14 protein-coding genes and 1 tRNA gene are annotated in these 24,630 nt (G+C 49.6%); 12 read left to right on the top strand and 3 right to left on the bottom strand.

Features of this window, described 5'->3' with window-relative positions:
- Positions 1 to 9: 9 nt before the first annotated feature.
- Positions 10 to 741: a lipoyl(octanoyl) transferase LipB gene (gene lipB / locus NZM05_00650; protein MCS7012125.1), complete on the bottom strand. Its 732-nt coding sequence runs from the start codon at positions 739 to 741 to the stop codon at positions 10 to 12.
- Between the two features lie 121 nt (positions 742 to 862).
- Here lipB and NZM05_00645 point away from each other — a divergent pair, with 121 nt between their 5' ends.
- Both NZM05_00645 and NZM05_00640 read left to right on the top strand, forming a co-directional pair.
- Positions 863 to 4,789 carry a S8 family serine peptidase gene (locus NZM05_00645; protein MCS7012124.1) on the top strand — a complete coding sequence of 1,309 codons (3,927 nt, stop codon included), beginning with the start codon at positions 863 to 865 and terminating at the stop codon, positions 4,787 to 4,789.
- Positions 4,790 to 4,968: 179 nt separating this feature from the next.
- Positions 4,969 to 5,042, top strand: a tRNA-Met gene (locus tag NZM05_00640).
- A gap of 199 nt (positions 5,043 to 5,241) precedes the next feature.
- On the opposite strand, the gene NZM05_00635 is transcribed toward NZM05_00640, so the two are convergent.
- Positions 5,242 to 6,432: an esterase-like activity of phytase family protein gene (locus tag NZM05_00635; protein MCS7012123.1), complete on the bottom strand. Its 1,191-nt coding sequence runs from the start codon at positions 6,430 to 6,432 to the stop codon at positions 5,242 to 5,244.
- Between the two features lie 266 nt (positions 6,433 to 6,698).
- On the opposite strand from NZM05_00635, the gene NZM05_00630 reads away from it, so the two are divergent.
- The 9 genes from NZM05_00630 to NZM05_00590 all read left to right on the top strand — a co-directional run bounded on the left by NZM05_00630 (position 6,699) and on the right by NZM05_00590 (position 21,782).
- Complete coding sequence (locus NZM05_00630) at positions 6,699 to 8,495, top strand: tetratricopeptide repeat protein (protein ID MCS7012122.1); 1,797 nt, start codon at positions 6,699 to 6,701, stop codon at positions 8,493 to 8,495.
- A gap of 237 nt (positions 8,496 to 8,732) precedes the next feature.
- Entirely contained in the window at positions 8,733 to 11,873 is a 3,141-nt protein-coding gene (locus tag NZM05_00625; protein ID MCS7012121.1) for a T9SS type A sorting domain-containing protein, read from the top strand.
- Positions 11,874 to 11,981: 108 nt separating this feature from the next.
- Positions 11,982 to 12,884 (top strand): OmpA family protein, encoded by a 903-nt coding sequence (locus NZM05_00620; protein MCS7012120.1) that lies wholly within the window; start codon positions 11,982 to 11,984, stop codon positions 12,882 to 12,884.
- Positions 12,885 to 13,170: 286 nt separating this feature from the next.
- A complete protein-coding gene (locus NZM05_00615; protein ID MCS7012119.1) occupies positions 13,171 to 14,307 on the top strand; it encodes a DNA double-strand break repair nuclease NurA in 1,137 nt (378 codons plus the stop codon).
- A gap of 7 nt (positions 14,308 to 14,314) precedes the next feature.
- Entirely contained in the window at positions 14,315 to 16,357 is a 2,043-nt protein-coding gene (locus NZM05_00610; protein MCS7012118.1) for a TlpA family protein disulfide reductase, read from the top strand.
- Positions 16,354 to 16,947 (top strand): hypothetical protein, encoded by a 594-nt coding sequence (locus NZM05_00605; GenBank protein MCS7012117.1) that lies wholly within the window; start codon positions 16,354 to 16,356, stop codon positions 16,945 to 16,947. The genes NZM05_00610 and NZM05_00605 overlap by 4 nt, the downstream gene beginning before the upstream one ends.
- A gap of 4 nt (positions 16,948 to 16,951) precedes the next feature.
- Positions 16,952 to 17,911 carry a dihydroorotate dehydrogenase gene (locus NZM05_00600; GenBank protein ID MCS7012116.1) on the top strand — a complete coding sequence of 320 codons (960 nt, stop codon included), beginning with the start codon at positions 16,952 to 16,954 and terminating at the stop codon, positions 17,909 to 17,911.
- Positions 17,912 to 18,309: 398 nt separating this feature from the next.
- Positions 18,310 to 19,668: an insulinase family protein gene (locus NZM05_00595; protein ID MCS7012115.1), complete on the top strand. Its 1,359-nt coding sequence runs from the start codon at positions 18,310 to 18,312 to the stop codon at positions 19,666 to 19,668.
- Between the two features lie 32 nt (positions 19,669 to 19,700).
- Positions 19,701 to 21,782 (top strand): insulinase family protein, encoded by a 2,082-nt coding sequence (locus NZM05_00590; GenBank protein ID MCS7012114.1) that lies wholly within the window; start codon positions 19,701 to 19,703, stop codon positions 21,780 to 21,782.
- Positions 21,783 to 21,844: 62 nt separating this feature from the next.
- Here NZM05_00590 and NZM05_00585 read toward each other — a convergent pair whose 3' ends face one another.
- Positions 21,845 to 22,486 carry a DUF429 domain-containing protein gene (locus NZM05_00585; GenBank protein ID MCS7012113.1) on the bottom strand — a complete coding sequence of 214 codons (642 nt, stop codon included), beginning with the start codon at positions 22,484 to 22,486 and terminating at the stop codon, positions 21,845 to 21,847.
- Between the two features lie 41 nt (positions 22,487 to 22,527).
- On the opposite strand from NZM05_00585, the gene NZM05_00580 reads away from it, so the two are divergent.
- A complete protein-coding gene (locus NZM05_00580; protein ID MCS7012112.1) occupies positions 22,528 to 24,552 on the top strand; it encodes a PDZ domain-containing protein in 2,025 nt (674 codons plus the stop codon).
- Positions 24,553 to 24,630: the final 78 nt, after the last annotated feature.

The raw sequence follows: 24,630 nt of genomic DNA, 5'->3' as shown, positions 1-24,630 counted from the left end.
CGAAGCGACTTAAAGAGAAGTTGAAAAAGTCTTGGGTTCTATGCGATGCAGTTCTGCAGCTAACGTCTGCTGGCTGACGGGCTGAACTGCGACACCAAATACCGTGCTAAAATGCTTGACAAATAGGCTCTCAATATACGATAGCGGCACCTCTCGCTGTAAAATTTTTGCGAGTGAAGTTACCCCTTTGTCCGTAATTCCGCAAGGAACGATGCCTTCAAAGTAGTGAAGGTTGGTATTGACATTGAGCGCAAGTCCATGCATAGTAGTCCAGCTGGAAAATCGGACGCCGATAGCGCAGATTTTTTCCTCGCCAACCCAGACGCCTGTGTAATTCTTGCGAGGATCAGGGTGCCGTTTTCGCCCAGCCTCAATGCCGAACTCACTGAGGAGATTGATAACAACCTGTTCTAAATCACGGAGATAGCGATGCACATCTTTGTAGAAGTGATTCATATTGAGGATAGGGTATGCGACAAATTGCCCAAAGCCGTGATAGGTGATGTCGCCGCCTCTATCGGTTTCAAACACACGAATGCCTTTTTCTTTGCGAATGGATTCATCCCACAAAAGATGCTCGGGCTTCGTCTGTTTGGTAAGGGTATAGACATGCGGATGCTCAACGGTGAGAAGGGTATCAGGTATGTCTTCCTTTCGCACGCGCTCAAAGATTTGCTTCTGGAGCTGGTAGGCTTGGTCGTAAGCCAGCGTGCCCAGTGAGACAAGTTGAACAGTCCGCATACCGTGTAAGTGTTTCGCAACTGTGTTGCAGCTAACGTTGCCGTTTTGTTAATTTCTGATTACGTTACTATACTTAAAAAACTGCTGCATCTTCTCTCTATCAACACAACAAGGGATGGCTATGAAAAAACTGGCACTGCTCTCTATTTTTCTCTTCCTCTTTTCTATGGCGTCTGCGCAAGATTACTACTACTATCAAGGGCAGCGGATTACGCTGCAGCCAAGAACTGACAAAATTGCAGTCGTTCTGAAATCTACTGCGAATGCAGCACTTGCAGAAACGCAAGTGCGTGCGCTGCTTAGCTCCAGTGATACGGTGGCGCAAGTGCTTCCAAATGTCCTGCTGGTGAGTTTTAGCACAGCTCGCTCTCTACCTGAAATCCAGAACCTTCAAACTCAGATGGAAGCACAAGACCCTGTGAAGTTCTCCTCAACCGTCTACTTTGGAGAATCTGAGCAGGTCTCACAGATTGTAACCGATGAATTCATTGTGAGGTTGCGCCCAAGCGTAACCGTTGCAGAACTAAACCAGTTTAATGCTCTAAATGGCTGCACGATTGTAAAGCCCTTGCTGCTGGCTCGCACCTATCTTTTGAAGAGCAACGATAATGTGGAGCTCAATGCACTCCAGCTTTCAGAAATCTATCGCCAAAGCAATCTTTTTGAGTGGACAGAGCCTAACTTTGCCTATCCCAGTTTTTGCCTATTGCACAGCGCACCAAATGACCCGCTCTACAGCCAGCAGTGGGCAATTAAGAACACAGGCACGGTTCCGCTCACAACAGGTGGCAACTCTGTCGCTGGCGATGCCACCACAACACTCGGCATTGCAGGGGCTGATATGAGCGTGGAGCAGGCTTGGAATTTTGCAACTGGTGCAGGCGTCAAAATTGCGATTCTGGACAGCGGCGTCGACGAATTGCACGAAGACCTAACTGGCAACATTCCTCTTCCTGGATATGATGCGTTTACAGATACCTACTTTTCCACGAAAGGTCAGTACGATTCGCAGGGACACGGCACAGCATGCGCAGGTTTGGCTGCGGCAGTCACAAACAATGGAATTGGTGTGGCAGGGATTGCCCGCAATGCAACGCTGCGCTCCTACCGCATTTTTAATCCTAATGCGGCAACTGCCGCTCAAATTGCTACAGCGATTACGCGCGCCAAGAACGATGGAATGGATGTGCTAAGCAATAGCTGGGGCGGTGGCTCTCCAAGCAATCTGATTACCAACGCAATTGATGATGCAGCAACGACGGGCAGAGGCGGTCTTGGTTGCATTATTCTCTTCTCTTCTGGTAATGACGGGCGCTGCCCACCTTCATATCCTTCTTGGCTTCCAAATGTGGTTTGCGTTGGTGCTTCTACACAGCAGGATGTGAAGAAATCAGCTGGCACGGGCAACCAGTGGTGGTGGGGCGGCAACTTTGGCGAGCGTCCGTATCCGGGTGGGGGCGACCTCGATATCGTGGCACCTACGGTTTGCATGACCACTGACGTTACGGGTAATCCTTCTGGTATCGGTTATGACCCCGGCAACTATACAGCCACATTCAACGGCACGTCCTGCTCCTGCCCAAATGCTGCAGGCGTGGCTGCGCTGATTCTCTCTGTCAACACTAGCCTGACACGCCTGCAAGTGATTGAATTTCTCTATCGCGGCGCCGATAAGATTGATAACATCCCTTACAACGTCAATAAACCTTTTGGCAAGTGGAACCCATACACAGGGTATGGGCGTGTGAATGCACTAAACTCCGTGCGTTTGGCTGCAGGCGTAGATGTAACGCCGCCCACAATTGTGCACACGAATGTGCTATCTCATACTAGCACCTACCCCACCATCATCACGGCAGAGATTGTCGACCAAAATGGTGCTCCAGTGCCCACTACTGGCCCAAATAGTCCAAGACTCTTCTATCGCTTGAAAAAAGGGGCTAATCCTTGGAGTGCCTTTGTGGAGGTGTCGGCTTTCTCAGTCGTCGGGAATGTGTTTTCGTTCCAAATTCCGTGTGTGGGGCACGAAACACAAGTGCAATACTACATTCGTGCTCGCGATGCGGCTGGAAATGAGCGCACTTTCCCACGCTTTGCTAACCCAAATTTCCCAACGACGCTTTGCTACTACGCCGTTGGCACATTCAACACGACAAGTCAGACGATACCCTCTTTCACACTGGCGCCGACCAGCGCTACTGGCATTAGTGTCCTGTCATCGTCCGTTACATTCAGCAGCCCGATGACTATCGTAAACACACGCGTGCGTCTGAATATGAGCACGCGCCGTCCTGTCCGTCAAAGAGTGATTCTGCAAGCGCAGAGTATCACTTCCAGTGACCCAACTAACGACCGCAAAGTACTTTACTCCTTTGCAGGAATTGGAGAAAATGGTGAGCTGTGGGTGTATGGCACAGCAAATGCAGTTTGGATTAATAACGCCATTGTCTCAGACACAGCATCCCAATACTTTGGCAATATTCCCACACCGCTTTCAGCGGCTTACTCAGGCTCATTTTTGCCTGACCATGTGATGCGAGGCTACAATGGCGTCTCACTCCCTGCAAATCATCAGTGGCGCGTGATTGCGACTAATAGCACACCGAACACATTTTCTACACCCAACGATGCAGTGTGGAATGCCATAGAGATTTTCCTTACGCACTTAAGTGGCACGCCCAGCGCGGCGGCTCGTTTAGATTCGCCAGCTGATTCCATTCTCAACTTCGGAAACGCTACAACCGCCACAGTCGATTTGCCTTTCGTCTTGCATAATGTCGGCAATGCCACGCTCACCTGTGGCACGCCGACCTTTACTGGGCCGTCTGCCTCGCGTTTTTCCATTCAAGGCACACCACCTAGCTCAATTGCTGCGAATAGCTCTGGCACCTTCACCATTCGCTATACGCCAAGCACACCCGGCGTCGACCAAGCGGTTTTGGAGATTCCAACCAACGACCCATCAAAACCCGTCTTCAAGGTGTCGCTACGTGGCGTGGCGCCAACCGTCTACTCTAATCTCTTTATGCCATCTGGCTCGCCTTCTACAATAACCTTTGGCGGCACCAATCTGACTTTCACGGCAAATGTAACAACACCCGCAACCGTGAATGTCGGTTTCTATAACTTTGATATTCCAGTCCCAGGCACCTTACCGCCGAACATTGTGCGTATCAGCAAATACTATTGGGCGATTCAGTCCTCAACCCTTGGCTTTAGCAGTGGGGTCGTGCGCATTCCTTTAACGGCAATTGCAGGTCTTGGCACGCAGCTAAACAAGCTGCATATCCTCAAGCGCGATGAGCCTGCAAATCCCGGCGATCCATGGCAAGATATTGGCGGCACTATCGTTGGAGGAAACCTTGAAAGCACTGTCGCGTTTAGCTCGCTCTCCGAATTTGCAATTGGTGATGAAATTGACGGTGATAGTCCACTGCCTGTAGAGCTGGCTGCATTCACAGGTCAAGCAACCCCGCAGGGCGTTCAGCTTAGTTGGCAAACTGCCTCTGAGCTGAATAACGCAGGCTTCATCGTGATGCGCTCCGTTGTGCCCGCAGCAGGTGAAAATGCAACCCCTGCAGTAGCCATCGCTTCATATGAGTTTTCAAGGGCCTTGCAAGGCAAAGGCACGACCACTTCTACGACCCAATACAGCTACTTAGATAACACGGTAGAAGTAGGCAAAACATACACCTATCGCTTGCGCTCCGTCGACTTTGACGGCACTATTCATGACTACCCGCAAACTGTTACGGTCGAGGTGCGTGAGCCAATTCAAGCCAGAGCTTATGACTACGCGCTTGAGCAGAATTACCCGAACCCATTTAATCCGTCCACCATCATTCGCTTCACAATGAAAGAAGCAGGCACGGCAACACTCACTGTGACTGACATCTTGGGTAGGGTGGTCAAGCAAGAGCAGTTGCAAGCTCGCGCTGGGGAGAACATCTACCGCTTTGTTGCGGAAGGGCTGCCCAGCGGAATGTATTTCTACACGCTTCGTGCCGCTAACTTCCAGCAAACCAAAAAGATGGTGCTAATAAAGTAAAGAGCAACGTTGCATCACCGCTGATCCCTCTCTCTCCTTACGAAAGAGAGAGGGGATAGCTGGCGGTGGAGCAAATCGGAGTTGATATAAGTTAGTGGAGTTCCGCGCTGCTTTAGCGAGGAAGTTTCCAAAGCAAATTGCAGAGTTTAGAGGAATTGCTATATTTGTTACATAGCTCAGGTGAGGTAGCTCAGTTGGTTAGAGCACAGGATTCATAACCCTGAGGTCGAGGGTTCGACTCCCTCCCTCACCACGACACTGCGATTCCCAAGTGCTCTCACTGCATCACGTTAATGGAGACCTCAGCTTTGAGCGCCTTGCTTCAAAGTGCCTCTGCTTAAAAAAGCTCTGCCGCCGACCTTAAGGTATGATGCTGATGCTACGCATCACTGCTCCTCAAAGAACGCAGCAAAACCCTCAGAGACCCGGCAACCTGCACAAAAACAGAAGCTTTAAGGCAAGACTTCAAACGCAATGAACTGCGTAACCTGTGCAGCATTGAAATTATCGTCTGAGACGACAACAAGCGTGCGATTCCCATTCGATAACCTAGGCCCGAAGCACATTCCCTCGATGTTGTCGATACGGCGGTTCTGCAAGTTTGCGGCAATTGACTCAAAGTCAATTACCAAGCGCTTGCGCATCACAGAGACAGTAGCAGGATTGATTGCATCAATTGCTGAAACATCTTGAGCGCCTTGCAAGCTGGCTTCATAAATGCGAATGTTGTAATCAGGCGTGCCGCCCACTGCAAAGGAGCGTTCCATCACAAGCATTGTAGTATCAGTAAGAGGCAAGATTTCCACGACACCGTGCACAAAAAACGCAGTGGGCGGATTGGGAGTCGGTACAAGCCTGTCCATTCTGTATGCAAATTCACCTGTGCTGCGTCCAGTAGCTTTGTCAAAACGAATCATTCGGATAATGCCTTGATTGGTCGCCGTGGAACGGTCGCCATCTTGAAAGAGCGGCTCTTCCATTGCAGCCCAGACGCTACGACCATCGACACTGAGCGCGACGCTTTCAAAGACACCGTTGTTTCTCGGACCACGTGCAGGCACAGAAGTCGTATCCATCAAGTAGCGTGAAGGCAATGAGAGCGCACGAATGTGACTGCCATCACGGCGAATTTCGTGAATAAACGGCTGTGCAATAATCCGACCGTTGACGGGATTAGGACCACCGCCTGGCGCAGGACGGTAGCCTTCACTAGACCAGTAAAGCGTGTTGGTTGAGCGGTCATAACAAAGTCCCTCAGGGTCAACAGCATCTGCACTTGGGCGACGCGGGAAAGCTCTGCCAGAAGGATCTTTAATGAATGTAACCCCTGTCAGTTGAACTTGTGAAAAGGCATTTTGCGAAATCGTCAAATTAGCCGTGTAAAAGCGCACTTCGTTAGAGTCGGCTGCATCGTCGCACATCAGATACCACGTGTTGCCGTCGTAATCAATGCCTGAAAGACCCCCAACCGTCGTGCCCTGAAATTTGGTATTGAACGGAATGCGCTGTTCGCCGATAAAGCGCAGCGACCCAACACGAGTAGGCGCCTCTGACGATGAGGGCGAAGAGCTACCAGAGCAGCTGGCAAGAAGCAACGCACCACAAAGACTTGTGATGACAAGGAAGATGCGATTGGAAAGCATAATCATCTGAGCAATCTAAGTGTTGTGAGCGCAAATGTAGAGCACAGGTGTTAAGGCAGTGTGAGACAATCGTTAGAAAAAGGTTAAAGGTGAAGAAAAGGGGTAAGGGTGAGGTAGGCTTAGTGCTGGCATTTCGTCCAAAGTCAGCACGACTTGTTACGTGTCAAGAACTGTGGCAGCGGATAATGCAGACAGACAAAGCAGCTGCCTGCAGACTTCGCAAACGCACAGTTTTGTATCTTCACACGGCGAACTGGAGAGACGGTATGAAAGCCCCAAAGCGTGCTGAATATCCCAATCGCTCAGTTTCAAAAGTAAAAGAAACTGCAAGTCAGGAAATTGATACGGAACTTGAGCAAATTTTTATAGAGCTTCATCAATCGCCACGTGAGACGCTTGCCAGAATTCGCCGTCTCCAAGAGCTGGTGCACAAACATTCCAATCCAGAAGTGCAGTCAAGAGCACTGCTGGCTGAGGGCATCGCTGAGGTCTTGCTGTCCAACTACGCACGCGGAAAAGAGTATCTCAGTTCAGCAATAGCGCAGCTGAGCAAGCTCGGAGACCAAAAGGGAGTTGCCTTAGCTCACCGGTTCACAGGCGCCGCTTACTTCAAGACAGGAGATTACCAGAAAGCACAGAAAGCATTTCAGCGCGCGAAGAAAATCTATGAACAGATAAACGATTTGCGAGGTGTGGGCGTAACACTCAACAATTTGGCTGCACTCGACCAACGATTTGGAAACTTTAAGGACGCGCTAAGCAAATTTTTGGAAAGCGCTGAGATTCTAAGGCGATGTGGCGATGAAGCAAATGAAGGAGCAACATTAGCAAATGCAGCGCTTCTGCTTGAGAGATTGGGGGACTACCGCACTGCGCTCGAGTATGCGTTGAAGGCTCTCACCTGCATAGAAAAGCATCACAACCCGATGCACACCGCAGCGGTATTCACTACGCTGGCGTCACTTTCAATGAAATTGGGAAATCTTACTGCAGCGATGGATTATGCATTGAAGTCCAAGCAAAGTTTCGAGGCATCTGGCGAAAAGTTTGGCATTGCGACTGCACTGACCTTACTGGCTGAGCTTTACCAGCAACAGAGGAAATTTCCAGATGCGCTGGCAATGTATCGCCAAGCCTTGTCGCTGCGTCAAGCCCTGCAAGACCGCTGGGGCATGGCAGATGTATGGATGCGCATCGGTCAACTCTTTGCTGATGAAAAAAAGTGGCAAGAAGCAGAGAACGCCTACGAAGAAAGTCTATCACTCTTTGAGCAGGGCGGTGAAAAAGCGCGTCTGGCACAAGTAAAGCTGGCTCTGTCCAAAGTGTGGCTACAAAAGCAACTGTTCAAAAAAGCTGAAAAAATGCTGCAAGACGCACTGACACTTGCGGAGGAAGCAGGAAGCACCGAGGAGATAGCTGCTATTCATAACGCGTTGGCATTGCTCTATGCGAACACAGGACGCTACAAGCAAGCCTACGAGCATCACTGCAAATTCGCTCAAATAGATGCTACGCTTAAAGACGCAGAGCGGCTAAAGCAAATGCAATACCTTCAAATCCGCTTCGATGTGGAGCGCCTTCGAGACGAGCGAAAATTCTTTGAGCACAAGGCAGAGAAATTAGAAGGCGAGATGAAGCGCAAGCAAAAAGAACTGATGAGGCTGACAATGAGCCTTGTGAGGAAAAATGAGTTTTTGAAAAGTCTCTACGACATGCTCGGCGACGTGCAACTGGGGGCGAGCAAAAAAACGCAAAACGCTGTGCAGAAAATCCGAGCTGAGATTCAAGCCAGCCTACGCTCCGAAGAAACCTGGAGACTTTTCGAAGCGCAGTTTTCGGAACTGCACAAAACCTTTCTGCAAACGCTTGCAGAACGCTATCCCAACCTGACACCCACAGAAATCAAAGTGGCGGCAATGCTGCGGCTGGATTTATCCACGAAAGAAATTGCAGCATTGCTCTATGCATCTGAACGCACCGTCGAGACGCATCGACAAAACTTACGCCGAAAACTAAGACTGGGAGCGGAAATCAGCTTGCAAACCTTCCTCGCCTCGCTCTAAAAAGCGGGTCTAAACTGACGCCAAAGGCGCAACTTACAGCCCGTCTCCGTAGAAAATACGTAGTCCCCTCGCAGGAAAATTTTGCTACACTTATGTTGAATCTTCGCAAAAAAATTAACCAGTGGGTAGCGAACGATGAAACAACGTCTTCTCCAACTGCCGGCAATCGTGATGCGGAGTTCAAAAGTTAGTAGCGTATGCTTTGCAAGCTGCCTTGCCTTGTGCGCACTATTCGCAATGCCTGAAAAATCAGCTGCGTTCTCAGTGCTGGCAAACTACACACTGAATCAGACGCTAAGCGATGAGCAAGCACCAACTAATCCAGCTCGCAACATACAGCACATTGGTGGCACGCCCACCTACTCTCTTAACGGGATTCTTCTTACAGGCACGCAATATCTACAATCGCCAGCCGTTTCAGGGTTGGGGAACAGCCGTTTCACCATCACGGCTAATTTTCGCATCACAGGATACCCGAGCGATTATATGCCGGTTATCACGGCTTTTGATTCTGAAATTGCGGTTCTGGTTACTTCAAGTGGCACGCTGCAACTACGCGTAGGCACAAGCACTGTAAGCACCACACAAAGTGTGCCGCTAAGTGAATTTCATAACATTACCGTTACGCGCGGTGATGGCACAACGCGGCTTTACTTCAATGGCGTATTGGTCGCAACCAGCACAAGTGCAGTCAGTAGCAGTACCAATCAATTACTGACACGCTCTTCAATTGGTACCACACTTCGGTATTTCAACGGCATTATCAAGAACATACAGGTCTATAACCTTGATTACAGTGTGAATACGCTGACCGATGCCACGTCGCCTTCCTTAGGACAATTCCGCCGAGCAGTGCGTGACATTCCAAGCGGTGGCTCCATTGTCTTTGAGCCGACACTCTCTGGCACGATTGACCTCACTGTGGGCGGAACCTTAGGTATAGGCACGCTACTGGGCACGCCGTATGGTGCTCTCACAATTTGCCAACCACCCAGCGGAAACATCACCTTGCGAATGAATCGTAATATCCCGACTTTTGAGATTGCAGAGTTTGAAAATTTTGGTCAACCGTTCCCCGATGGAGAGATATCAAATGCAAAGAAGCCCGATGCAGCGGCAAAAGAGGTCGGTGAAAGTCGTCTAAATGCGACTGGCACAACGAGTGATATCGTCAACATTGCTGGTATCACGATTGATGGTAACAATGCAGGGGGCGGTGGAATAGTGTTTCTATCGGAGAGTACGAGTAGACTATTAACCCAATTTGGAGGCACATTTCGCGCCACAAACTGCGTGTTCAGAAACTGCCGAGGGGCAAATGGTGGAGCAGTAGATATCCAATCCACTAGCACTGCAGGGTTTAACTTTGTAAACTGCACCTTCGAAGGCAACCACGCTACCAGCGGCTGGGGCGGCGCCATCAGTAGTACGCCCGCTGGCATTCTGGATATTACAAATTGCACATTCACAAACAACCAAGCTGCACTCTCAGGCGGTGCAATTGGCTTGCCGAGCGGTGGCACAGTGAACATTACGAATTCTACATTTGCGAACAATTCATCGCAGCGCAATGGCGGTGCGATTGCTCTCCAAGCAAGTGCTGCCGCTTGCACACTGAGCGTAACAGGCAGTACGTTCAGCAACAATAGCGCTGCAACAGGTTTCTCAGCAGGTGGTATGTTCGTCTCGGCGGCGAGCGGGAGAAATGCCAGAGTTGTGCTCACAAACTGCACCTTCAGCGGCAATACAGCTGGCACATCACCAGCAGGAATTAATATGATAGGCAGCGGCACGATTTCAGCAGAGCTACGCCAATGCACTGTTACCGAGAACAGTCCAGGTGGCATAGGAATTGGCAGCGGTGCAGCAATGGTGATGGTGAATACAATTGTTGCCCTAAATAGTGGGAGCGACATTACAGGTTCAATCAGTACTACTGGGAGTGTCCATAACCTTGTCGGTAATGGCACGGGTATGACAGGTATTGCCAATGGGAGCAATGGCAATCAAGTTGGCACAGCCACCTCACCGATTAATCCTCGGCTGTCTGCACTAGGCAACTATGGCGGTCCTACACAGACACGAGCACTACTGCCGGGCAGTCCTGCTATTGACGCAGGTGCAAGCGGCGCGCCGGCAACAGACCAGCGGGGTGTTTCGCGAGTGGGTGCGCCAGACATTGGTGCCTTTGAGTCGCGTGGTTTCACCATAACTGCAACAGGAGGCACCTCGCAAAGCACATTGGTTGGCACAGCCTTCCCAACCGCATTGTCAGCCTCTGTGTCTAGCTCGTTTGGTGAGCCAGTGAACGGTGGCGTGATTACCTTCACTGCGCCAGCTAGCGGCGCAAGCTGCACATTCAGTCCCAATCCTGCAACAATCTCGGGAGGAGCCGTGAGCACCACCGCTACGGCAAATAGCACATGGGGGAGCTATACCGTTACAGCTTCCGCAGCAGGCATAAGTGGTTCCGTCTCTTACAATCTGGTCAATATCGCGCCTGAACCGACGGCATCATCAGGTGTCCCAGTGCTGAGCACCACACCGACAGCACCACCTAACATTACCGTGAGCTTTACCCCGGCATCGCCTGCACCGACGGGCTACTTGGTCGTGCGCCGCCCAGATGGCACACCACGCACTTCGCCTGCCGATGGCACGCCATACACCGTAGGCAGCACCTTCTCGGGGCAGACAGTGGTCTCCAATACTAATGCCACAAGCTTTACGGACAATACCGTTACCTTCGGTGTGGGATACTTCTATGACGTCTATCCCTTCAATGGTGCAGGGCCTGCTATTAACTACTTCCAAGCAGGAGTGCGAACTAATGCTGTGCCGCTTGTGGCGCTTCCAGTAGAGCTGACATCGTTTGAAGCAAAGGCTCTGGCACGTGGCGTGGAATTGCGCTGGACAACGGCGTCGGAGCAAAATAATGCAGGCTTTGAAGTGCAGCGCCGACGCATTCGTGGAGAAGTGGGCAGCGAAGCATGGCAAGTCTTGGGCTTTGTGCGTGGCTATGGCACAACCAGCGAAGCCAAATCGTATTCATTTCTCGACCGCACAGCCTCAGGCAGAGTCGAGTATCGCTTAAAGCAAATTGACTTTGATGGCACTTTTGAATATAGCCCCGTGATTGAAGTGGAAGCCAGTGTGCCCCGAACCTTTGAACTCTTACAGAACTATCCAAATCCATTTAACCCGACAACAGTGATTAGCTACGAACTACCCGTAGCCACCGAAGTGAGATTGGAAGTCTTTGATATGCTAGGCAGAAGAGTTGCAACGCTGGTCAACGCAAGGCAAGAGGCGGGGCGCTATCAAGTATCGTTCAATGCAAGTGAACTGACCTCAGGGCTGTATCTGTATCGCTTGTAACTTTCAGCAGACCAAAAAAATGATGCTGATGAAATAAGAGAGCAAGTTGTGAGTAAGTGTCTCTAACGTCTATCTAAAAATTCGCTAACCTAAAAAAGCTGCATAGCCATGAAAAACATTCGACTGTCTGCTGTGCTGCTTTTGCTGGCAGCACCATCGCTCTTTGCACAACAAGAGGAAAAAGACATTCCAGGTGCCAAAGACCACCCCCTATTTACACGCCTCTCAGGGTTTGTGATTACAAAGTATGAAGAGAAAGACTTCGACCGTGCTGAGATGCCTGTTGCGGCAGATGACCCAAAATGGCTCATCTGGAAAGAACTGGAGGGCAAAGTTACAAGGATTACTTACCGCGCAAAAAAAGATGTAAAAGTTACAGAGCTTCAGGTGGCTCGCAACTATCTGAATGCAGCAAAAAATGCAGGGGGTGAAATTGTCTTTGATGGCGATGGTCGAAACTGGACCTACAGGACGCGTGAATACTTCACAGCGACATCTGGCAAAATGTTTGACGTAACGGTCAAATTTAAAAGGGGTGGCAGGGAAGCGTGGGCACACATAAAAACCAGAGCACTAATTGGAATGCCGTTAGAATACTTCCTGACCGTCGTAGAGCTGGAAGAGATGAAGCAAGAAGTAGTAGCCTCCAGCGAAATACTGGATGCGCTGAATAAAACGGGTCGTGTGGCGCTTTACATTAACTTTGATGTGGGCAAAGATATCATCAAACCCGAGTCGCAGCCTATCATTGACGAAGTGGTAAAGCTCCTGAGAGAAAATCCTTCGCTGAAACTGTCTATTGAGGGTCACACAGATGACACAGGCACACCCGAGGGCAACCAGCGCCTCTCAGAGATGCGCGCCAAAGCCGTGATGAACGCACTGGTCAGTCGTGGCATTGACGCCAAGCGTCTCAGCGCCGTAGGGTATGGTCGCACAAAACCGATTGCCGACAACGCCACTGAAGAAGGACGGGCGAAAAATCGACGTGTGGAATTGGTAAAAAAGTAACCCTCTGTACCTCTGCCTGTTCTTGCCAAAGAAAGAGAGCTTTACCGAACAGATGAGTATGGATTTAAAACGCAAGAGCGCCTTTCGGCGCTCTGCGTGCTATACGTCCCCCACACCGTATAGCCACCCAACGGGCGTCGGGTGTTTGAAGATTTGCAGTTAACACAAACTTAATACTAAGAAAACATTTTTGCAACACTTGCACAAAAAAATTTGACTGCGTGAAACACTCGACTTTTTGCCTGAGAGCACCTTTCCTATCTTTGAGCTTCAAAAAAAGAGCACTGTGCTAAAAGTCAGCAACCTCTACCCACAACTGCAAGACCTAAGCAGCCGGCTTGCGCAGCGCGCGCCCCAATTCAGCAAGAACCTAAGGCGCTTCTATGAGCTACTGCAGAGCCAGTCAGCGCTGAAGGCGCGCTTCAACCCTGAGCAGGCAGCACACAAGGTTATGGCAATTCCAATTGAAGAACCGGCCCTGAAGAAAGCAACGCCACCTCGACCGAAGGAACTGACGCTCTGCGCTAGCGATGGCTCGCAGATTTTTCCTGACCGACATCTGAGCGCAGATTTTTTTCTGCTGAACCTCAGTCGAATTGTATTGCATCTGGGCGTAAATGAAAAGCCAATGCTCCGAAACGAGGCTCAACTCTTTGAGCGTGAAATGCTGGCAGAGAAGCTAAATGTGTCCGAAGAAGATGAACCGATTCTCACGGTTGAGTTGGTAACGGCAATGCGCCAAGAAGCAGAGCTTCAAGTGCTACTGGAAACTTGCCAAAGTCTGCGCGTACATCGCCCGCTGCTGGCACTTGCCGATGGCACTTTGCTCTGCTGGCACCTAAAACGCTTGCAACCGCTGGCTCTGCAGCGCCACTTCATTGAACGGTATGCATCAACCCTTACGCAGTTTCAAGCAGGGCAGCTAACTGTGGCCAGCTACATTAGCGCGCCCAGTAGCCGAGAAGTGTCGAACTTGCTACAGCAACTCCTCTGCTCTGAACTTGAAAAAGAAGACCTATCGCTTGAGCTGTGGCTCAATGATGCAAGACTTTTCTTTGGCTATTTGCAAAGGGGAGAGCGCTCCGCCGTCTTTGCAAGCCGCTCTGAAATTTTGCAGCACTACGAACCAAGCGACCGAGTGTATTTCTTCTATCTGCACACAGGCTATGAAATTGCACGTGTCGAATTTCCAAAATGGTGTTATGACGCAGGGGCAACCGACTTTATTCATGCCGTGGTGATGGACGATGTGCAAAAAGGCAGGGGCTACCCGATGATTCTGACTGAGGCACACGAACAAGCAGCCATTACCCCTGCTGAACAAGAGGAATTTTACCGACTGTTAGAACATCTATGTGCCTTGCAGGGGCAGACATTAAATTACTCGGCGAAAAGCCTCTCAAAGCGAATCGCAAAACTCTAACTTAGCTATGGCTCTAAACCAAATGCGCTACCAACCTGTTCTTTGGCTTAGCCTGCTAAGCGTAGCTTTTTCAGCCTGCCTCACACTCGACCCAGATGAGACGCCTGTGATTGATGCAGAAACGCGCCTCAAGCGAAGCTCTACCATTATCGGCGATACATTCAATGTGGTGCTCTTGCCGCCTGAGCCGATTGATTCAGCCGCCAGGCCGCCTGAGGTGGTCTATACCTTCAAATTCTGGCAGCCTGAGTTTTTTGAAAATGAGGCGCCACAAATTCGGCGAGTGAAAATGGAAAACTACCGTAACCTATACTGGTTTGCTCCGATTGCGATTCCTTCGAGTGCACAAATTTTATCTTACTACATCACTGGTGCACCCTATCACGATTCTTCAGCTGTTGAAAGCTACTTGGTCTACAATCGCTCTGGCAAGCCCGTGCAGTGGTCGCATTATCGCTTAGCAAATGTGCTTCGGCAGCGAGGAGCACCAATGGATACGGTGCTAACACTTCTGCGCACAGAGCTATCGCTCTACCCGAATAGCGATGATGCTTATATCTCATACTGGTCGTTGTATTTCCAGTATGCAGGGCGTACCGATGAGGCACTGGCAACGATTGAGCGAGAAATTGCTGAAGTGCGCCGCCAGCGCCGTGATGACCCCCGCTTGCTTGAGGCAATTGCAATTATGTATGTCTATGGAATGAATGACCGTCGGCGCGCCTACGACATCACCCGTGATATTCCTGACGCCTATCTGCACCCGCTCAACCTTTACAATCGCTTTCTGACTGACCCTGATAACGACCGCCGTGAGCTGGCACTGGCAGCAATGACCGAAAAATATCCCACGCACCCACTGACCGTGAAGATGAACCTTTCGCATCTACTATTCTACCTTTCGAACCAAAAGCTCTCAAACTACAAAGACCGTGGCGCGATCTTTGCCGAAAATTTGCTGAACCGTCGCCTAAGTGCTTTTCGCACCAGTCGCATCAATACCTACGCTGTGCGCTATCTTTTTGACTACTACGCCGACCTGAATCTTGCCAAAGCCCTCCCATATGTGAAAGATGTGCTGCGTATGGATTACGACCGTGAAGTGTATGACCTACGCACACTCTTGCACTTCTCAGAACGGTTTGCTAGCTCAAAAGACTATGCGGGCTTTGCGATTGACCTTGCAGGCAAGGTGCTTGAAGCTGTTGAAAGCGAGCAAAAAAAGCCGCTGGTTCTGCGCCCTGAAGCAGAGTATGTGCAAACTGAGGCAGGGCGACAGCTCTTTTATCAAGATGCCATGGGCTGTGCGTATTATTGCATCGGCAAAGCCTATCGCAGCATTGGCGACGAAAAGAATGCGCTAAGTAACTTCCGAGAAGCAGAAAAAAGCTGCCTGTCTCGCCGAGCAGAGTTGTATTTTGAGATGGCGCAGTCACTCTACGCGTTAAGAGAAGAAAGCGCACTCACATCTGCCCTAAAGTCGCTTGCAGCACAGCCCTCGCAGAATGTGCAAAAGTGGATTGAAGAAACCCTAAAGCCGAAGTTCAAAAAGGGGGAATCCTTAGAGACAATGCGTCTGGCAGCAGGAAGCACAGCATCGGCACCAGCGCTCCAGCTCTCTATGCTCGACGGCAAAACGGTATCGCTGGCTAGCCTATCCAGCAAGTTAGTGCTGCTTTATGTGTGGTCGCCCAATTCTACACTCTCAAAGTTTTTGCTGTCAGACTTACAGCTTCTTAACGCAAAGTATCGAGCCCGTGGTGTGTCCATGATTGCGTTAGATGTAGAGGACGGATTGAAGACTGTGCGGCAGTCACCCGATGAATATGCTTACGGCTTGACCTTTGCAGCCGCATCACCTGCTGCAGTGCAGGATTACCAAATCTGCTTGCTGCCAAGTGTCATTCTTATCAAAGATGGCAAGGTGGTTTATCGACAGTTTGGATACAGTCGTGAGTTTTTATCTCAGCTTGAAACAGCCTTGCAGGAGTTTCTCTCGGAGCCGACCGTGTCCAACAGTTCAACCAAAGAAAGAGCAAAGAAACGATGAGGGGGTCGTATATTGGCGAAATTGTGCGTGCGCACACATCAGAGTTTTCAGCCGTCGTGCCACCCGCATTGCTGGAGCAAGGGAACTTGCCGGTGTGCTTGGGAACACTGGTGAAAGTGCAAACCGCACGCGCTGCGGTCTATGGTATTGTTTCTTTCATTGAACACGCTCCATTCGACTCCAGCCGAAAAATTCTGCCGCACGGCAAGAGCAGAGATGAGCTGCGCAAAGAAATGCCGCAAGTGTTTGAGCTGTTGCAAACTGAATTTACGGCAATTGCAGTCGGCGTAGAGACTGCAGAAGGCAAGCTGGTGCAGACCGTGCCACCGACACCGCCTGATTTGCACGATTTCGTCTATGCAACTTCCAGCCACGACCTTGCACGTTTTCTGGAAAGAGCACCAACTTTTTTACGACTGGTGTTGCAGAGCCGCAGCACTGTGTCCGATGAAATTATCGTTGCCTTTTTCCGTAATTACCAAGCTCAGATGAGTCGCCAGTGCTTGGTAAAGCTGGGCAAAGAGCTGTCTTACCTTTTGAGTGACGATTACCGTCGCTTGGAATCTATCTTAATGCGCATCTATGACTAATGCGATGCTCACAACGAAAGCTGCAGTGCCGGAGACTGCTGCGCTGAAAGTGCGCCCATGTGCCGTATCACTGGGGCGGGGACTGGACTTGAAAAATCCCGTCATGCTGGCATCTGGCACAGCCTCCTACGGCGAGGAGCTAAGTGCGCTGGTGAATCTAAATGCGTTAGGTGGCTTGGTAACCAAAGCCATCTCGCTGGAGCCACGCGAGGGTAACTTGCCGCCTCGCATTGTGGAAACGCCAGCAGGAATGCTCAACGCAATCGGCTTAGCAAATGTAGGAGTGGAGCGTTTCGTGGCAGAAAAACTGCCTTTTCTGCGCACGCTGCAGCTTGCCGTAGTGGTCAATATCGTAGGGCGATCAATTGAAGACTACTGCGAAGTGGTGCGCCGTTTAGATAGAGAAGCAGGTATCAGCGGCTATGAAATCAACCTGTCGTGCCCAAATGTCAAAGGGGAGTGCATCATCTTCGGGGTCGATGAGGGTGCAACTTACGAAATCACAGCGGCCCTCAGAGCCATCACCTCGCGCCACCTAATGATTAAACTGACGCCAAACGTGACATCAATTGCCAAAATTGCACTGGCAGCGGAACGAGGCGGAGCAGACTCAGTGTCGCTAATCAACACGGTGGTGGGAATGGCAGTTGACTACAGGACGCGCCGCCCGAAACTGCACAACATCACAGGAGGGCTGTCTGGACCTGCCATCAAGCCAATTGCACTGGCAAAAGTCTGGGAGGTCTACCAAGCAGTGCGGATTCCGATTGTGGGAATGGGCGGCATTAGCAGCTTTGAAGATGCAATGGAGTTTTTCCTTGTGGGCGCAAAAGCAATTCAAGTCGGCACAATGAACTTTGTGCAGCCTAATATCAGCGTAGCGCTTGCACAGCAGCTTGAGGCACACTTTGCGCAAGCCGATTACACCTTCTCTGACTATGTCGGTAGCTTGCGTGTGGCGTAGTGAATTCAATTTGTTTCAAACGTTCAAAACCTACGCCTTGCGTGATGTACATCACACCTTGTGAAACTTCACCAAAATTTTACACCTCAGAGCGAAACAACACTGAAAGAGTTGCGTATATTTGCACCAGTTCAGGTAACACTCTGTTCTTTGCCACATCAAAGACTCTGCACCTACAGTCAAGCGCCCTTTTGCTTGCAGCAGAGCCTCCTTTGTTGTTTTGTTGTTTTGTTGATAGAGGGTCCCGACCACCGTGTCGGGACTTTTATTTTAGACATCCTCTAAACCGTATTGCGCTTGCCAGCGCTGCAGAGGTAAAGAAAAAAATTTCGCAAAAAATGAGGAAAGCGCATAAATTTGCGCCAGCTTGTCCTGTCAAACCGACCAAACTTAAAACTATGCGGCAGTTCATCATTATTCTGCTACTACTGCTATGTTTCTGCGTGGAAGCCAGTCTTGCACAGCAGAGCAAAAGCCAACCTCCAAAACGCAAAAAAATTGAGTTCATTGAATACGACCTGCCAAATGGCTTACATGTAATTTTGCATCAAGACCGCTCTCTGCCTGTCGTTGCCACATATGTGCTCTACCATGTTGGTAGCAAAAATGAATCGCCTGACCGAACAGGCTTTGCGCACTTCTTTGAACACCTGATGTTTGAAGGCACGGAGAACATCAAGCGGGGACAAATTGACAAGCTCATCTCTGGTGCAGGAGGCAATCTTAATGCATCAACCTCCTTTGATGCAACCGACTACTTCTTCAACCTGCCGTCCAATCAGCTCAAACTGGCGCTGTGGATTGAATCCGAACGAATGCTGCACGCCAAGATTGACTCGGTCGGTGTAGAAACACAGCGACAAGTCGTCAAAGAAGAGCGTCGTTTGCGTTATGAGAATCAGCCATATGGCACAGTTTTTTTTAACCTTGCATCAACTGTGTTTGCAGGCACGCCATATGCTTGGACACCTATCGGCGAAGCGCAGTATATTGACCAAGCCACGATTGACGAGTTCCGTGCATTCTACAAAAAGTATTATGTGCCCAACAATGCAACCTTAGCGATTGCAGGGGATTTTGATATTGAGGAAACCAAAAAACTGGTTGAAGCCTACTTCGGTGAAATCCCACGTGGTGCCGACATTGAGCGACCCAAAATCACCTTTGCGTTGCAAACCGAGCCACAATACCGCGAAGTGGTCAAAGACAATACGCCACTGCCTGCAACCATTCACGCTTGGCGTGCTACGACGCAAACTGACAAAGATGCCTACGCACTGGAAATCCTTGCAAATATTCTCGCTAACGGCAAAAGCTCACGGCTCTACAAGCGAATGGTCGAAGATGAACAGGTTGCCGTGCAAGCTACATTCTTCCCGTTTCTGCAAGAAAATGTGGGTATGATCGCTGTATTCGCCGTTGGAAATCGTGGAGTAGACATCAAGGAGCTGGACAGAATCATTGATGAAGAAGTAAAGAAAGTGGTTGAAAAAGGTGTAACAGACGAGGAACTGGAAAAGGCAAAAAACCAGAAGGAAGCAGAGTTTGCAAATGCGTTTGGCTCAATGTTTAGCCGAGCACGCAGTTTGGCGAATTATCATCGCTTCTATGGTAATACGAATCTCATTAACACAGAGCTGGAGGAATACCTCAAAGTTACACGTCAAGATGTGCAGCGCGTGGCAAAGAAATATCTCACGGAAAAAAATCGCTCGCTGATTCACTACCCGACGCCTGACGGCAAAAAAGGACAGTAAGAACCCAAAAATTCAAAAAAATAAAGTGCACAATGCAGAAGTCTATTTTCATTTTCTTAGCGGTAGCACTCTTTGCAGTAAGCCAAGCGGGCTTTGCACAAAAAATTGACCGCACCAAAAAGCCCGAAGCAGGACCTGCGCCAGAAGCCTCGTTCCCAAACTACACCGAGACGACTTTACCAAATGGGCTTAAAATTTTCGTCATTGAATCAGACCGCAAGCCAACTATTACTGTCCGAATTTTGGTAAAGGCAGGTAGTCGCTTCGACGGTGAGAAGGCAGGTTTAGCGAGTTTGACGGCTGAGCTACTGGGCAGAGGCTCAAAAAAGCGGAAAGCCTCAGACTTTGCTCGAGAAGCGGATAAAATCGGTGCAGATTACGATGCTACAGCAGGTGATGATGCAACCTTCATCACGATGTCAGGTTTGACCAAATACACTGACAAGCTGCTCGAATTGCTGGCTGATGCAGTGCTGAATCCCACCTTCCCAGAAGAGCAGCTGGAAATTGTGCGCAAGCAAACACTCTCCAGCATTACGGCTGGCAAGAAAACCCCCGCCACGCTGGCAAGCAACCTGCAGCGCAAAGTGCTCTTTGGTGAACACCCCTACGGTAAGGTTCAAACTGAAGAGAGCGTAAATGCAATCAAAGTAGAGGACTTAAAGAACTTTTACAATGCACATTACTTTGCAAACAATGCGACGATTGCCGTAGTGGGTGATGTCAAAACTGCGGAGATTGTCAAAAAGCTCCAGAAGTATTTTGGCAAGTGGAAGCAAGGCACACCGCCAAGGCAGACGGTAGCCGAGATGCCTGAAATAAGCGGCAAGATGATTCACTTGGTTGATTTGCCCGGCTCCGTGCAGTCTAATATTCGCGTTGCATTTCGGAGCATACCTCGCAACAACCCCGACATCGTAGAGCTGGGTGTGGTGGAATCCGTATTAGGCGGAGGCTTTTCAGGGCGACTGTTTCAAAATCTGCGCGAAAAACACGGTTGGACATATGGGGCATACTTGGGCGGCAGCGCGCTCTTGCTTTCTGGCTACACAAGTGCCAGTGCAGAAGTGCGCAATGCGGTAACTGACTCAGCGATTGTGGAAATTCTGTCAGAAATGCGTCGCATCAAGTCGGAGCTGATTGCTGAAGAGGAGCTTAAGCTCCAGCGTGAGTATCTGACAGGCAATTATCTCTTAAGCCTTGAGCGCGCTGAGCAAAACGCCACACGCTTGCAAAACATTGAGTTCTACGGGTTGCCAGCCGATTACTACAAGACATATGCCAAAAAAGTCAGCAGCGTAACGCCTGAACGTGCGTTAGAGCTTGCAAAGAAATACATTGAAGCTGAGAATTTAGCCATCATCGTCGTGGGCGACGCAAAAGAAATCAAGCCGAAGTTAGAAAAAATTGCAAAAGTGCGCGTCTACGACACAGACCTTAGGCCTGTCATTTCACTCACGCTCGACCTAACTGGCGAAGAGCTTATCAAGAAACACATTGAAGCAATTGGTGGCGAAGCAGCAATTAGGAAGATTCAAGACCGATTGATTGAGGGCAAAGTGAACATCTTTGCAGGTCCGCAAACCATTGAAGGCACTTTTAAGCAAGCACAGAAATTTCCAAACAAGCAGATGCAAAGTATCACAACACCGCTGTTCTCGCAGGAAGTCTATTGCGATGGCAAAAAGGTGGTGCAAAGTGGAATGGGTGGCACGCGTGAGCTGTCGGGCGAAGAGTTGTCGGCGGCATTAGAAAATGCACAGTTTAATGAACTCTATCGCTATGCCGAATTGAAGTACAAAATTACAGCGAAAGAGAAAAAGATGATGAAAGGCAGGCCTGTCTATGTAGCAGAGTTGGAGCGACCGTCTGGCAGAAAATCGACGCTCATTTTTGATGCGGAGGACTTTATGCTGATTTCCGAGACGCGCAAGCAAAACACGCCGCAAGGCGAGCTGGAAGTAACGACTACATTTTCAGACTTCAAGCCCGTAGATGGCGTCATTCAGCCGTTCAAGATTACGCAGTCTCTGGGAATGGCAGATGTGCAGCTTGTCGTGAGCAGCATCAAGCATAACTCAGGTATTTCAGACGAGATGTTTGTGAAGAAGTAGAGTGCGTTTTCAGGGTAAAGTTGGTTTTTTTAGCCGTCGAAGTGACTTAGCAAGAACGAGTTTTAGCAGGTGTGATTGAGCTCAGCGAGGCGTTTGTTGATGTCAGGGACAGGAATGTAAATGACACCTTCTTGGCTATCGCCGATAGGTTCAGTGAGCTTGTGGAAGTGTAGATAGGCGGTGTAGGCAGCAATAATCGCATCAATTTCGTCGTCGCTAAGCAAGATTTTAGAGGCACGTGGCATATTTTTGACATAGCGCGAAAGTTTTGTCTGCAAATACTCACGTGACTCCGCCCCATTTTTTTTGCCACTGGGTGCAATGCCTAAGCGTGCCTTCGTTGCCTGCGGATAGACTTCAATAGCGTCGTATCTAGGTTCTAAATGCTTGCGCAGCGAAATTGCCCGAAACGTGAGTTGAGCAAGCATTGATGTGGCAAATGTGGGAATCCCCAAAGTTGTAAGGTCACGGTCGCACTTACGGCTGGCATATGTGCCGTATTTGCCACTGGGAAGAGAAAGTGGCGCATCAATACCGACCAGCACGGGGCGGTGATACTCAATGTAGTTGTTGATGGCAATATCAGGCTTGACCGTATTGACCAAGATAAGTTCTCGCTTGTCAGAGATGGCAGCAATGCCGGTGGGTTCATCAATGCGACCTGCAAGGTCGACACCGAAGAAGACTTTCGACTTTATCGGCATACTACTACTTGCCTTTCTAATGTAATGTTGGAAATTGTCGCATGCCTGCGAATAGACTGGTGCAATATACGCAGGCTGTAGAGACTTTGGAAAAGAATCACTATCTTCTGCGCTACTTTGTTCGCAATGAGGATAGGGATTTTGTTGCGTTCTCTATCAACAAAACTAAACTTGCAATGCACGCTAAGGCATTTTTTGCCATTACAATCATCACACTTTCAACAAGCTCGTGGAACGATATGCCTATCTTAGCGAGTAGAACTGCGGTAAAATCTGCATCGCTGCGCCCTACAAAAGCAGCAAAGCAGTCCGATTTGCCCAAATATGCAGCGGCATACAGAATTGAGTCACTCGCACCAAACCTGCACCTTTACCAAATTTCCATTACGGTGCAGAACACAGAGCAAAAGCCAGAGCTGGATTTCATTTTGCCAGCGTGGCGACCAGGGCGCTACCAGATTCAAAACTACGCGGCTAATGTGCAGGAGTTTAGCGCTCGAGCGGGCAAAGTGCCGCTCTTTTCCACCAAAATTGATAAGCAAACTTGGCGTGTGCGTACCGACAATCACAGTGAGGTAACCGTATCCTACAAATACTACGCTGGCGCACAGCTCGATGCGGGAAACTCATATGTGGGACGAGAGGAGATGTATTTCAATGGCTCAAATCTTTTTATGTACACACCTGAGACGCGCTTCAAACCCGTTAGCCTTTACATTGACTACCCAGAAGGCTGGTCTGTAGCCACCCAGCTGCAACGCACCGATAACCCACGACTCTTTACGGCGGAAACCTATGATGACTTAATTGATTCGCCAACGATTGCCAGTCCTACACTTGTAACTTTCTCTACAAAGGTCAAGGGCGTAACGCTTCACATCTGTTTCCACAACGGTGATGCGCTCAGCGGTAGCCGCTTCAATCCGGCACAGATTTCAAAAGACCTTGCAAAAATCGTAGAGACGCAGTTTGAGATGATGAAAGACGTGCCGCTAAAGGAATACTGGTTTCTCTACCACATTATGCCATATCCATTTGGACACGGCGTTGAGCACAAGAACTCAACCTCTATCGTGCTTGGTCCAATTGATGCAGTCAATACGGCTGAATTCTATGACCGCTTCTTGTCCATCACCTCACACGAGTTTTATCACGTCTGGAACATTAAGCGCATCATTCCAAAAGAATTCGTGCCTTACGACTACACACGAGAAGTTTATACCCCGATGCTCTATGTTTCCGAAGGCTTCACAAGTTACTATGGCGACCTAACCTTAGCACGCAGCAAGCTCTGGTCAGCAAAGCGCTACCTGAGTGACTTGGCAGCAAACATTACAAGTATGCAGAACCAGTACGGACGCAAGGTGCAGCCCTTAGCGCTCTCTTCGTTTGATGCATGGCTGTCGGGATATGGAACAGGGCGAGCCAATAGCACCGTGAATTTTTATAGCAAAGGAGAGCTAGTCGGGCTAATTTTGGATATGGAAATTCGAAAGCGCACCGCAAACAAAGCCTCGCTGGACGATGTGATGCGGCTACTGAACACAGAATTTGCTCAGAAGCAGCGCGGTTTCTCTGCAAAAGATTTCGAGTCGCTGGTTGAGCGGGTTGGACAGTCGTCCTTTGCCGAATTTTTTGAAAAATATGTCTATGGCACCGATGAATTGCCCTTCGAGCAAGCACTAGCAGTAGCAGGGCTTGAAGTACGAAAGCTGCCAGCACCACAGCCTTACTTTGGTGCGTCAGTAAAAACAGAGAGAGATTTTCAAGTAATTGAAAGCGTTGTGCCTGAGTCGCCTGCTGCACTGGCTGGCTTCGACAAAGGCGATATGCTAGTGGCTATCAATAACGAATCATTGATGGGGAAAACGCTCACGGCAGCGCTAGCAAAGCTCAAGGCCGATACAACGGTAAAAATTGCCTTTTTCCGAGACGGCAAACTGATGGAGAAAAGCGTAAAGCTGGCGGAAGCTTACACCTACGACATTGTAAAAAGAGCAAATCCAACAGCACTACAAAGAGCAGTGGCTGAATCGTGGCTTGGCACGCTATGGAATGAGATATGAGCGGATAAGTTGCCGAGCAATGTGTGTGCAACTACATCGCTGCCCTGATTCCGACAAGGGCAAAAAAGAGATGCACTT

The sequence above is a fragment of the Chloroherpetonaceae bacterium genome (assembly GCA_025056565.1).
Lineage (GTDB): Bacteria > Bacteroidota > Chlorobiia > Chlorobiales > Thermochlorobacteraceae > Thermochlorobacter.
The sequence above is the reverse complement of the archived record's forward strand: the minus strand, read 5'-3'. Positions and strand labels throughout refer to the sequence as shown.